The organism is Deltaproteobacteria bacterium HGW-Deltaproteobacteria-6, from assembly GCA_002840435.1.
Taxonomy (GTDB): Bacteria; Desulfobacterota; Syntrophia; order Syntrophales; family Smithellaceae; genus UBA8904.
The window spans coordinates 1-12,713 of the sequence record PHAT01000012.1 but is presented as its reverse complement, the minus strand read 5'-3'; the positions used below and the strand labels follow the sequence as shown (position 1 = coordinate 12,713).

The 12,713-nt window shown below is 49.3% G+C and carries 12 protein-coding genes; 5 read left to right on the top strand and 7 right to left on the bottom strand.

Annotated features, from left to right (window positions below):
- Nucleotides 1–13 precede the first annotated feature (13 nt).
- The 4 genes from CVU71_18055 to CVU71_18040 are packed head-to-tail and all read right to left on the bottom strand — an operon-like array spanning nt 14 to nt 4,605.
- Entirely contained in the window at nt 14–1,144 is a 1,131-nt protein-coding gene (locus CVU71_18055; protein PKN17000.1) for a hypothetical protein, read from the bottom strand.
- Nucleotides 1,102–1,992: a transposase gene (locus CVU71_18050; GenBank protein PKN16981.1), complete on the bottom strand. Its 891-nt coding sequence runs from the start codon at nt 1,990–1,992 to the stop codon at nt 1,102–1,104. Before CVU71_18050 ends, CVU71_18055 begins: the two co-directional genes overlap by 43 nt.
- The gene (locus tag CVU71_18045) at nt 1,989–3,917 is read right to left on the bottom strand and encodes a transposase (GenBank protein PKN16980.1); all 1,929 of its coding nucleotides are present in this window, start codon (nt 3,915–3,917) and stop codon (nt 1,989–1,991) included. The genes CVU71_18050 and CVU71_18045 overlap by 4 nt, the downstream gene beginning before the upstream one ends.
- Nucleotides 3,910–4,605, bottom strand: coding sequence for a heteromeric transposase endonuclease subunit TnsA (locus CVU71_18040; GenBank protein PKN16979.1), 696 nt, complete (start codon nt 4,603–4,605; stop codon nt 3,910–3,912). Before CVU71_18040 ends, CVU71_18045 begins: the two co-directional genes overlap by 8 nt.
- Nucleotides 4,606–4,729: 124 nt before the next feature.
- On the opposite strand from CVU71_18040, the gene CVU71_18035 reads away from it, so the two are divergent.
- The 3 genes from CVU71_18035 (at nt 4,730) to CVU71_18025 (ending at nt 7,534) form a co-directional block, all read left to right on the top strand.
- A complete protein-coding gene (locus tag CVU71_18035; GenBank protein ID PKN16978.1) occupies nt 4,730–5,395 on the top strand; it encodes a hypothetical protein in 666 nt (221 codons plus the stop codon).
- A 50-nt stretch (nt 5,396–5,445) separates the two neighbouring features.
- Complete coding sequence (locus CVU71_18030) at nt 5,446–6,516, top strand: branched chain amino acid aminotransferase (protein PKN16977.1); 1,071 nt, start codon at nt 5,446–5,448, stop codon at nt 6,514–6,516.
- Between the two features lie 310 nt (nt 6,517–6,826).
- Nucleotides 6,827–7,534 carry a hypothetical protein gene (locus CVU71_18025; protein ID PKN16976.1) on the top strand — a complete coding sequence of 236 codons (708 nt, stop codon included), beginning with the start codon at nt 6,827–6,829 and terminating at the stop codon, nt 7,532–7,534.
- Between the two features lie 259 nt (nt 7,535–7,793).
- On the opposite strand, the gene CVU71_18020 is transcribed toward CVU71_18025, so the two are convergent.
- Genes CVU71_18020 through CVU71_18010 form a run of 3 tightly spaced genes read right to left on the bottom strand, consistent with a single transcriptional unit; the run spans nt 7,794 to nt 10,452 of the window.
- Nucleotides 7,794–8,408 carry a class I SAM-dependent methyltransferase gene (locus tag CVU71_18020; protein PKN16999.1) on the bottom strand — a complete coding sequence of 205 codons (615 nt, stop codon included), beginning with the start codon at nt 8,406–8,408 and terminating at the stop codon, nt 7,794–7,796.
- Between the two features lie 13 nt (nt 8,409–8,421).
- Entirely contained in the window at nt 8,422–9,336 is a 915-nt protein-coding gene (locus CVU71_18015) for a radical SAM protein (GenBank protein ID PKN16975.1), read from the bottom strand.
- Between the two features lie 48 nt (nt 9,337–9,384).
- The gene (locus tag CVU71_18010) at nt 9,385–10,452 is read right to left on the bottom strand and encodes a hypothetical protein (protein ID PKN16974.1); all 1,068 of its coding nucleotides are present in this window, start codon (nt 10,450–10,452) and stop codon (nt 9,385–9,387) included.
- Between the two features lie 190 nt (nt 10,453–10,642).
- Between CVU71_18010 and CVU71_18005 the strand changes: the two genes are divergently transcribed.
- The gene (locus tag CVU71_18005; protein PKN16973.1) at nt 10,643–11,899 is read left to right on the top strand and encodes a glutamate-5-semialdehyde dehydrogenase; all 1,257 of its coding nucleotides are present in this window, start codon (nt 10,643–10,645) and stop codon (nt 11,897–11,899) included.
- Nucleotides 11,896–12,546: a nicotinate-nicotinamide nucleotide adenylyltransferase gene (locus CVU71_18000; protein ID PKN16972.1), complete on the top strand. Its 651-nt coding sequence runs from the start codon at nt 11,896–11,898 to the stop codon at nt 12,544–12,546. The genes CVU71_18005 and CVU71_18000 overlap by 4 nt, the downstream gene beginning before the upstream one ends.
- Nucleotides 12,547–12,713 lie beyond the last annotated feature (167 nt).

The window sequence follows — 12,713 nt, the reverse complement described above, 5'->3', positions numbered from 1 at the left end:
ACAACCATATTGTTCATTTTGTCGATACTTGTGTTTTCCGTTGCAGACGCGCCCACATGCGAAGTACTGCCTGTTTTGAACGGTTTTTTCGGATGACAACTCTCTTCTTCCTTCTGTGGTGAACGCCCGGGTTGAGGCCAGCATGGCATATTCTTTCAATACATGAAGGTACAGGATGACGTCCGTTGCCCAATGATGATTTCGCTAGAAAGGAGCATGAAACTGCATCCAGATAACGATCTGCTTCCGCCTGGATTATCTGCCATACGCTTTCAAGGAGCATGGACCGCTCGCTTACAGGAAGCATCTCAAATGCCAAGCCTGTAAGAGTCGGTTTCAATGTTTCTATACCTACGCCAAGCATATTCAGCATGGCAAGAAGTTTTTCCGATTTGCCGGATGATGCTTTACGCAAAATCATCATAAAATGACGGGAAAGAGTGAACCATTCTACGGAAGAAAGATTCATTGTGCCGTATTGTCCCTGACGATATTTGACTGTACGGTCGGCTGCCCGTTGAAACTGAAGCGCATCTTTTGAGAGGCTCGATGCTGTTGTATTTCGTAGGTCGCATTTGCATGCCGCGCAGATTACAATATCACTGTCAGTTGCCGACAGGCAGTGTGGTGTTATCGGTGCGCCGCACCGGTTGCATTTGTCCAAGAGTCGGGTCGGATGAAAATCGCAGCAAGTATGCCATGCCAAACGCCATTGTATGCGAAAATAAGGTTTCGCGTCTTCAGCAAGGCATATCGGGCAGTACTGGAGACCGCCGAGACGTTTCCGGTTACGGGTACCCAGAGCAAGTATCCATGGCCAGGTGGCCAGATCATCGGGGGATCCGGAAATCACGGCTGAGAGGATGGAGCGGAGACATGCGGCACGAAGTATTTTCGGATCTATTCCGGAAACGCTTGAGAGTTCGATAAGTCGTTCATGGTCAAGACCTCTGTCGATGTCTCTTGTCCATGCCCTCCATTTCGGCCAAAGTACTCCGGTAAGCACTAAAGGATCGCATCCCTGGAAGAGAGCAGCTCTTGTAAGCCAAGACGACATTATCTCGTCCGGCAGCAAGGGAATGGGAATAATGCCGGGTTCAGTTACCCGATCAGTTCCCGGATGCCACGAGTAGGACGTAGCCATGACTTGCCCTCAATGATGGTCTTATCGATCTCTTCCTTTCCGGACTTGATGGCCTCCGTTGCGCATTCGATGAGCAACCGATGCACGTTACCGATGTTGCCGTCGGAAATGGTGTGCAGGAGCATGGCAAGTTCAGGCCGATTGATTTGCGACGGCTTTTTTAAGGGTAAAATATTTATAAAACCGGTCATCAGACGCTGAAATTCTTTGTTTGCTTCCCACAAGGGGAGGCTTATCACGTCGAACCGGCTTGCGTGCTGGGGATCGGTGTGAAGGACGCGGACCGCCTCCCGTGTTCCTACACCTACGATGGGGATTGCCAACTCGTTACACAGGAGCTTTATCGCGTTCATTACCTCACGCTGCTTGATCGGCGAGCCGGTCAGCAGTGAATGGAATTCGTCGATAATGAGCATTCGGACATGGCAGGAACGGAAAAGATGGATAACCTGGTAACGCATTTTCGATGCCGGGTCAGTCGGCCTGTAAGGTGCAAAAAATCGTTCTAGTATGGAAATATAGAGACCTTTTTCGTCGGCGCTTGGAGGGGCTTCCGCCAGAATGACCGGCTTAACCGGTTCGGAGTCTTCATTGACGTAACCTTTTCCGCACAGGTCGCGGAAGCGACGGACAATGGTGGTTTTTCCGTTGTTTGGATCGCCGACGATCAAAAGGTTGGGCATACGCGGGCGTTCAGGTTTACGCAGGAGTTCCTGCAGGGTATCCATGACTTGTTGTGCGACCGTGTATGTAATCCAGCGCGGCTGATCCATGAACCTGATACGTTCCTGATCGGGCAGACCCATTATGTGCCGGAAATCCGGATATATATGTTCGTATGTATTCATGAGATAACTCCGATAGGTTCAAGATCCTCGTCCACCATGTCGGACATGGGGATGGATGAAGGTGCGGTCGGCATTTGCGGTTGACCTGCAAGAGGCGCAGCAGGCGATATCTTCTTTTCGTGTTCCTTGCGCCGTTGCGCCTGTCTCCGGGCTTTCTTGCTCCTTTCCATGGACTCATCCACACGGCTGCGAAGCTCTGTAATAGCCTCCAGTATCTGATGGTCGTTTGCACTGTCCATGCCTTCCAGTTTCAATTTCTGTCTTGCCTGCCGGTATTCCCATATGCTCATGGCAGGCAGAGACTGGTCGGCGAAGGGGATTTTATAATACTGTTTGAGATCCGGGTCGAAGAAGAAGACGCTGCTGATATCTCGCGGATCCCGCCTGAATCTGAGAAACCGTTTCTTGCCTGTTTCCTGGTCTTCCATGTTTATCCATGGACGCAAGGCTTCTGAATAATAAGTCATGTCGTCAATGGTTACGCCGAAGGTCTGCACGGTGCGTCTGAAAGACGGGAGAAAATCCAAAAGCACAGTGTGTCTGTCGGCCGTTTTGGATGGGAGCCCGATGCCTTGTACTTCGGCATTGCCGAAGATTCCTATTTCCCATTGTCGAAGAGGTCTCATGCCGATACCTGAATGTTTTTTATGATGGTAATGTTTGGCAATCAAAGTAACAAGCCATGATTCAAATTCCGATTTCGTCATTGCTGCGTTTTTTTCCGCGTCGTATCCCTCTCTTTCTTTGATCGATGAGAAAGTGGTTCCGGGCAGGTCGTGAATTTCGTGAAGCAGAGTACCCAGCAACCTTTCAATATGAGCACCGTATCGAGGCCGCCGTACCGGCCTGAATTCCAGGTGGATACTGTATGCCTGGCAAGAACGACGGAAGTTGTTTGAACGGAACTCCCCCGCATTGTCGGCGTGAATAGTTCCGGGTACCCCCCAGACAGGCCATTCAGCATCCACTTTATGCAATATCATCCATTCTTCCTTGGTAAGGATAGAATGAGCCACGCACATGGCAACGGAAGTTTCCGAGGGAGGATCAAAAGACAAATAATATCCCGTAACCACGCGGCTGTATACGTCCATGGCGAGTGTAATCCATGGTCGTCCGATAGGTTTCCTGTACAAGTCGTCTACGAGAATAATATCAACCGGCGTGTGGTCGATTTGAACCGCAGCAAGCGGAAAGTCGGCATTCGGGAACCTGCCCGCAGCCGGGGAATATTTGTTTCTGGCTTTTTCTTTATAACCGCGATTTCTCAGTCGTATCTTTTCCGGTATTCTGCGGAGCCGCAATCTTATGGCTATTGCACCCGGCGCCTCGATGCCTCGCTGGTGGCATCTGCGCAATACTTCCATAACAGCTTTTTGTGCCGTAGGGCGTTGAGGCGTAAGATAAAAACTTTCGATGACTTCATCGATAACTTTTTCAGCATGCACCGGGAGTCTGGATTTGCCGTACGTCCAGCCTCGCTTTCTGGAAATAAGTGCAGACACGCAGCCATAGGCCTTGTATTGCCTGACCCATCTGTAAATACTCGATGGATCGACTTTTGCCTCTTTAGCCCGCTGTTCGATTTCGGATTTGCCGAACATCGTCAAATTAAGCAAGGGTTTGATAATGGCAAACTTCGATTCCGCTATCTCCCAGTCCTTATCCGTTATCTCGTCCAGATCCATGTTGGCCATGTCGTGTGTGTCGTCAGCATCAATGACAGGACGCAGATCGCCGATTCTGAGAGGGGCGCTCCTTCCGGTTTCGACTTCAATTCCAATGACCGAATTAAAGTCCAATATCTGGGAAATCCTGTATATGGTGTTGTTGGAATCTACCAAACTGCCGACTTGCAAGTCCATGACACGCCGTACCGGTTCTAATGCCTCGATAGACAATTCATCATTATCATCTTCATTCATAATCGGGACTCCAAAGTTCTGTAAAATCGTTGAGAGGTCTTGATATGTCGCAGGTGAGCTGGCGTGTTGCCAATAGATGCCAAATATGAGCAATGCCTTCAGCTTTGTAAATACCCATGAAATGACGCGAAATGATGTAATGAAACGGCGCCATTCCCATCTCCTTAACATTTTCAATTACCCATCGGCTTTCTTCTATGGGGAATTGCATACGTTTATAACGTTCTAAAAACTTGATGTTCTCAAAGGCCTGATCCCTGATGCGGGATTCGTCATGTATATGAAATGCCCACCCTTGTTCTTGTGCATATGAAAATGCAGCCTTCCACTTCGGGAGCCATTCACGCCAGTGTTTTCGCCACTCTTTTTCGGGTTTTACTTCAATTAACAAAGGTTTCGGGTAGTTTTCGTAGTCACTGTCTTCGAGTCGGTAATATACTAGGAAATCGGGAGTGTATGCCGAGTTTCTGCCGTTTTTTATTTTGTATGGTATGTTTACTGGTTGAGGAATGATATCAAGAACGGAAAGCGAAAATTCTTTGCGGATAATAAAGTCGCGTTCAAGAGTTGATTCGAAGGGAATAGATGTTTCACCGCGGAATACGTAAATGCCTGAAACGCTTCGACGTGTTGGGCCTATTTTTCGAGTCTGTTTGATAATTTTAACGGAGTTGCAGCTATTTCGCATAATTTATAATCCATTCTTTCTTATTTATATAATATTCTGTTATTTATTTCAATAATAATTTATAAATAACCTAATAATTACGTATTACCTATTCTTACTTATTTCAATAAATGACAGAGGTCAGATGCCTCATCCCGGAGAAATCAGTCTGGCGCATCTGGGGGTGCTTTTTCTGGATGAACTGCCTGAATTCAAAAGAAATGCGCTGGAAGCGCTTCGTCAGCCGCTCGAAGAAGGAACGATCACGATCACCCGCTCGTCTGTGACGGCCGGCTTTCCGGCCAGGTTTATGCTGGTCGCCGCCATGAATCCCTGTCCCTGCGGTTATTTCGGGGATCGTGTCCACAGTTGCCGTTGTTCGCCCCAGCAGATCCGCCAGTATCAGACCAAGATATCCGGTCCGCTTCTGGATCGGATAGATTTGCATATCGAGGTGCCGTCGGTTAAATACCGGGCTCTGACGGGAAAAGAAGAAGGGGAGTCGTCAGCTATGGTCAGAGAGCGTGTGGACAACGCACGCCGACTGCAAAAAAATCGTTTCGGCGATTCGGGCATCGTCACCAACGCCCGCATGTCTGAAAAACAAATCCGGTCTTTTTGCGCCATTGATGAAGAGTCGCATCAGCTGATGGAAATGGCCATAGAAAAACTGGGCCTTTCCGCCCGCGCCATGAACCGTATTCTGAAAGTATCCCGGACAATTGCCGATCTGGAAGGCAGGGAGAAAATCGAACCATCGCACGTTGCCGAAGCGATTCAGTATCGAAGCCTTGATCGAAGCATCGTTTAGTGGTATGGACAGGCCATTAAGCGCATATCATTTTTTATAAAGAGGGACTTATGAAAATTAAAATTATCAAAGCGTTGCCCAAATACCTGAAGCCCAAACCTGATGAAACCAAACTGGGTTTCGGCCAGCATTTTACCGATCACATGTTTACCATGAAATATAAAGAAGGTGACGGCTGGTATAATCCCGTGATTGAACCCTATCAGCTTCTGCAGCTTGATCCGACCTCCATGTGTCTTCATTACGGCCAGGAAATCTTTGAGGGGTTAAAAGCCTACCGGGGAAAAAATGACGAAATTTATCTTTTTCGCCCCCTGGAGAACATCCGTCGGATGAAGACGTCTGCCGAAAGATTATGCATGGCGCCCATGGATGAAACGGTTTTTTTTGATGCCCTGAAACAATTTGTGTCACTGGAAAAGGACTGGATTCCCAGAGAATCGGGGGCATCCCTCTATATCCGGCCGACAATGATTGCCACGGAAGCCGCCCTGGGCGTGCATCCGTCCCGGGAGTATCTTTTCTTTATCATTGCCGGACCGGTGGGCGCCTATTACGCGCATGGTTTTGGGCCGACGAAGATTTATGTGTCCGAGGAATATGTGCGGGCGGCGCCGGGAGGCACGGGATTTATTAAATCGGCGGGCAATTACGCGCAGAGTCTTTACGCCAGCCGCATAGCGAGCGAAATGGGCTACACGCAGGTGCTGTGGCTGGATGCGCGGGAAAATAAGTATGTGGAGGAAGTGGGCACCAGCAACATCTTTTTTGTGATCGGCGATGAACTGATCACGCCGCCGCTCGGGGGAACCATTTTGCCGGGTGTGACGCGCGATTCCGTTATTAAACTGGCGACGCATCTGGGTGTGAAGGTGAATGAAAGACGGCTGGCTATGGATGAGGTTATTGATGCACTGGAAAAGGGAACGCTTAGGGAAGCTTTTGCTTCGGGAACAGCCGCCATCATTTCTCCGGTTGGACAGATTTATTTCCGCAAGAAGGAATATCTGATTAACGAAGGGAAAACCGGCGCACTGGCCGAAAAGTTATATAATGAAATCCTGCAGATTCAATATGGAATCAAAGAGGATCCGTTCGGCTGGCGTGTGCAGATTGCTTAAGGGCAGAGTACAAAGTTCAAGGCCGTTTCAGTTGTTTCTCCCTTGGATACAGGCACTTGAATTTGTATTCCACAATCCTGTGGAAAAGCTTGTTGATAACCATGTTGATAAATCGGGTAAGTCCGCAATGCTCAGGCTTTTAGACCGGATTGCTTAAGGTTTGAGCAAGAAAATATTGCAATGATATCAATATGTTATTAATATGCCCTTAGATCATCGCCACTTATAGGCCAGTCGGAATAAAGATATAAACGCTATTAAAAAAATGTGCCATTTATGGCCAAATTATTGAGTATTAAAAAATAAAAAAATGATGAAAACAATTCTTGAAAAAAATTGCTTATTTATAATGGCAAAATACGCAGCGGTTTTTTTTGCAGCCCTTTTGCTGATTGCTTTACCCTCTAATGCCGGCGCCGCCGAACTGCCGCCTATAGACGACACGGTGAACCGGCTGCAGCAAATTTACGAACAGACCCGGGATTTTCAGGCAAATTTTATTCAGGAAACCACTGTAAAATCCATCCGGAAAACCAATGTGGAAGAGGGAATTGTTTATTTTAAAAATCCTAAACAAATGTTCTGGGATTATAAAAAGCCGAAAACGAAAAAGCTCATCATCAATTCGCAAAAATCATGGCTTTATCTGCCGCAGGATAAAGCCGTTTATACTCAGGAGTCTGATAAGATTTTCAAATCCGAGGCCTTAATTAAATTTTTGTCCGGCTTGGGAAAGCTCCGGGATGACTTTGTGATTAAGTACGCTGCTCCCGATGCAGTGGATAAGAACGGCAACTATCTGCTGCTGTTATATCCGCGTGAGAAGGGCGCCTCCTATCAATATCTGCAAATGACGATAGCCAAAAATGATTTTCATATTCTTCGGGTCAGTTTTGACGATGTGATGGGTAATTCCACTGTCCTGAAATTCTCCGGTATCAAAATGAACACGGGGCTTTCCCCAAAATTATTTCAATTTCAGCCGCCGCAAGGCACCAGTATCTTCAAAATGCCCTGATTCCATTTTAAAGGACGTATTTGCCATCAGCCGAATACGTCTCGACAATGTATATTCTATTTATTCCACGCGCCCCTATCCACCTGATCACCTGAAGGTGACGCGAGGTGGCATAAGGGAAGCGCTGCCGATCAAGCGCTATCTTTGTTGGCGTCGTTGTCGGCTTCCTCAACGTATAACCTGAAGGTCACGCGTCTACAATACGTCTCGTCGCCTCCTCCTAGCCGCCGCGATATCATCTTGATTGAAAATGGAATGATTATGGTTTGGCGATGGTTACCCACAGAAAGGTTTCGCCGCCGATCCGGCGGTACAGGGCGGATTCGATTGTAAAGCCGACGGATTTTAAATCAGCATACAAGTTGTCGGGCGTAGTGTGACTGTAAAATAATTGTTCGCCCATAAATTCCTTATAGCCGTTAAAAATCCCGGCGCCGGTGTATTCCTTTGTCGCATAAGTAAAGAGTGATTTGCCGCCCGGTTTCAGCCAGCGGTATATTTTTTGAAATATTTCCTCATGCTTCCGGTGTTCAATATGAAAAAGGCAATAAATGGCTGTGACCGCATCGAACTGTTCATCGGGAAATTCCACTTCCGTAATATCATTTAAGATGGTCTTCATGGCGGGCTGGTAGCGATGAGCCATCTCCAGCATTCTGGCGGAAAAATCCACACCTGTGACCTGCCAGCCCTGTCCGATAAAGTAGGCGGGGAAAGGTTCCCCCGCGCCGCATCCCAGATCCAGCAGATGACCCGGCAGACCCGGCAGCCTCTGAGAGAAGTCTGCAATGACGCCGGTCATATCGAACAGGTTGCGGTTTTTTTCATAGGTATCGGCAAACCGGTCGTATATTGTTTGCAAGTCACTGTGCATGATCTTTCGGCTTTCAATCAAAAGGATTGTCCCGGTTGAAATCCGGGGTCAGGGTATCGTCGTTGACCTCCTGTATAAAAAGATTTTCAAAACCCAGATCGAGGGCGTAGTCCACAATTTGATGATATTCATTACCGGTGATTCTGCGCCCCAGCTGCGGATGCGATTTTACGCGATCGATCGGCGTGTATTGCGACATGAGGCTGATTGGAACGTTTGTGGATATTTTATTTTTCAGCTGTTTCAGCGCTTCTCTGGAATTATCGAGCCGTCCCGGCAATACCAGGTGGCGGATAATGATGCCGTGTGTCGCAAGGCCTTTTTCCACCTGAAGATCATCGCCCACCTGCCGGACCATTTCATAAATGGACTCCAAAGCGAATCGCGGATATTCCGGTGCGTCGGAAAACAGCAGGGCATCCGCCTCCAGGCCATATTTAAGATCGGGCAGATAAATGTCCACCATGCCGTCTTGCATCCGGATGATGTCGGGATTTTCATAGCCGCCGCAATTGTAAACAAACGGCACGGTCAGGCCCTGCATGCGCGCCAGACACAGAGCCTCCATCACCAGCGGTGTTTGCGGCGTTGGCGTCACCGGTTCAACATTATGGCAGCCTTTTTTTTGCAGGTCGAGCATAACGCGGGCCAGTTGTAAAACGGTCAGATCCCGCCCCCGGCTGCTGTGAGAAATTTGATAGTTCTGGCAATAAATGCAGCCGAGATTGCAGGATGAAAGAAAAATTGTTCCGGCGCCGCCCGTCCCGGAAAGAGGTGGTTCTTCGCCATGGTGGGCAAGCGCGCAGTCCATGATGATATCGGCAGGCAGACGGCAATAGCCCAGCTCGCCTTTCGTACGGTTAACCCGGCAGGCGCGCGGACAAAGTACGCAGGATGTGTAAATATCCAGAAGTTCCTGTATGATCATTATTTTAAACCGCTGAACCGTGAACCGTTGAACCGTTGAACCGGTTCCCTACATTTTTTCCACCATATCCCGAATCCGGCCGCTTTCCACCAGTTCCAGAAAATCCTCGCCCAGCGGCGCGGATAGTTCCACCGCTTTATTCCAGTTGGCAATCCGCTCTTTACCGTTGTCGATGTAGGTCAGAAAGTCGTCGCGGTCCGGCACTTTTTCGCCGGGCAGTTTATCGATGAAACTTTTCGAAGGAAAAACCATCACGACGTTATTCAGCGTTTCTTCATCCGGCACGCGCCGTTTAATTTTTTTATCGAGCCAGCCGGGAATAATGCGTTCCTGATGATGGAAAAAAAGCACCAGTTCATTTTCTCTGGCGGCAAACTGATGCGACAGGTGATAATCGATCAAACCGCCGTCGCGATAAACGCCCCGGGGCGCGCCGAAAATATTTTTGACCCCGGCAACAACCAGGGGGATCGCGCCGGAAGCCATGACCGCGTATTTGAAATTGACTTCGTTAATCCGCACATACCTGCCCTGGAATTGCGGCTGAAAACAAAACGGAGGCGGTTTGGAGCCGTTGTAGAAGACAACCCGGTCGGCAAAATGGTAAAGGTTGTTCCGGGAAAAGAAGTTCATCACATAACAGGCGGCCAAAGCGCTTTTCTGCAGCAGGAGGTTGTCGGAGGCGACGAGATTCCTCGCGCGGGCCGTGATGACCGATAAACGATAGCGCTTGTTGGCCAGGGCAAAGGGCAGAGCGTCATCTTCGATATAGGCGTCCATGATGTGCGTGAATTTTTTCAGAATGGTTGCCGGGGTGTCTTTTCGCGTATAACCGACCGTGATATAGGCGTTGAGAAATTTCTGATAGCTCGCGACAGCCTGCGGTTGGAGCCATGCGGCAAAACGCCAGGCGCCGGCGGACGATCCGATGAGATGGACGGCTTTGGATCGTCCCAGGAGATTCTGTGTCAGAAGGGTCAGATCAAATCCGCTGGCGACAAGCCAGCGCGGCCCTACCGCCGCTCCGTAATATGCGGAAACGGCGTCAAAGTTGAAGCCGCCGTCTTTGATGATTTCGTAAGCTTTTTTCCCCGCTTTGATGCGCAATCGGCTCATAAAAATTTACCCAGGCCTTAAGCCTTGACACATATCTTTTTGTCTTGTAAATATAAATAAATATGCTTGCCGAATAAGGATCGGCGTGACTTTTTCAAACGGCACTCTTTCATTTAGAGTTGATGCGGCTTTTATCAATAATTACAGAAATTGCAAGCCATTTTAATGCAGGCAACCAGAGGGAAAAATAATGGATATTCATAACTGTGTAAAAAAAATAGCCGAAGATGCACTGGCGGCATCCCGCCGTCTTTCCCATTTTTCCGCCACCATTAAAAACGCCGCTCTGTTACGGATGGCTGATGAACTCATCTGGCATCGTGATTTGATCCTGTCCGAAAACAGCCGGGATGTGGCGAGCGCCAGGGAAAAGGGACTGTCGGCTGCCATGATTGACAGGCTGATCCTCAAAGACGCCACCATCGAAGCGATGGCGCAGGGGCTCAGAGAAGTCGCGGCGCTGCCGGATCCGGTAGGCAGTGTCACCTCCATGTCGCGCCGCCCCAACGGCCTTTTGGTCGGCCGGATGCGGATTCCCCTGGGTGTGATCGGCATCATCTACGAGTCGCGCCCCAATGTTACCGTGGACGCCTCCGCCCTGTGCCTCAAATCGGGCAATGCGGTCATTTTACGCGGCGGTTCGGAAGCGATTCACTCCAATCTGGCCATTGCCTCTGTTTTACAGGATGTCCTCCGGGAAAGTCCTCTGCCGGACAAGTCCATCCAGGTCATTCCGTTTACGGACCGCGAGGCCGTCTCGACGATGCTGCAGATGGATGAGCACATTGATTTGATCATCCCGCGGGGCGGCGAAGAACTGATCCGCGCCGTGGTGGCCCAGTCCAGGATTCCCGTTATCAAACATTACAAAGGGGTCTGCCATATCTTTGTCGATGCGGGAGCCGACATCGACATGGCGGTGAATATCTGCACCAATGCCAAAGCGCAGCGGCCCGGCGTCTGCAACGCGCTGGAAACCATGCTGGTGCATGCGGACATTGCGCAGGCGTTTTTACCCAGGGCCGCGGAAAGTCTGCAAAAGGCCGGCGTTCTGCTCAAGGGCTGCGAGGCAACAAGAACAATCCTGAAAAATATCGATGCGGCAACCGAAGAAGACTGGTACGCGGAATATCTGGATTTGATACTGGCCGTGAAGGTTGTGCCGGGAATCGATGCGGCCATCGCGCATATTGAAAAATACGGATCGCTGCATACGGAATCCATCATCACCAAAGATTATACAAACTCACAGCGATTTTTGAATGAAGTCAATTCTTCAACGGTGCTGGTGAATGCATCCACCCGTTTTTCCGACGGGTTTGAACTGGGGTTGGGCGCGGAAATCGGCATTTCAACCACCAAGCTGCATGCTTTCGGACCGATGGGACTCAATGAACTCACGACGTCGAAATTTATCATTTACGGCGACGGTCAGGTTCGCGGATGAAATGGGGACTTTTCGGCGGAACATTTGATCCGGTTCATTTCGGTCACCTGCGCGCCGCACAGGAGCTGATCGAGCTTTTGCATCTGGACCGCGTGATTTTTATCCCAGCGGCAGAGCCGCCGCATAAGACCCGGCGCGTCATCACGCCTTTTGAACATCGCCTGCAAATGGTCAAGCTGGCCATTGCAGGTAATGATTCCTTTTCCGCTTCGGATGTGGAATTCTCAAGACAGGGGAAATCCTATTCCATTGATACCGTCCGGTATTTTTTGGATTCACATGATAAAAATCTGGAATTGTATTTCATCACCGGTCAGGATGCATTTGACGCGATAACCACCTGGCGGGAGTGGGATAAACTTCTGCTATTGTGCAATTTTGTGGTGATGACCAGGCCCGGTTATGAAAACAGGGGGCTGGCCAATATTCTGCCCGAAGATTTTGCCGCCCGTTTCACCCATGATCAGGAAAATGGCGGATATCGGGGGCCTACCGGACATACGCTTTATTTCCGGGACGTAACTTTTTTAGATATCTCCTCATCCCTGATCCGCGAAAATGTCGGCACCGGAAAGTCGGTTCGCTACCTGATGCCGGACAGCGTCGGCCGTTACATCGCCGAAAATTTCCTGTATATGCAAAAATAATCAATGGCCATTTTATTTCCGGCGATCAATGCTTATCCCTCACTGATCGGAGAATGGCTGTCGCCCCGCAGGACTTTCCGGATGAGTCTGGTAAACTCCCCCATGACGACGGGTTTCATCACATACTCCCGGATGCCGATGAACGCGGCTTGTTCGGGAGAGATGGC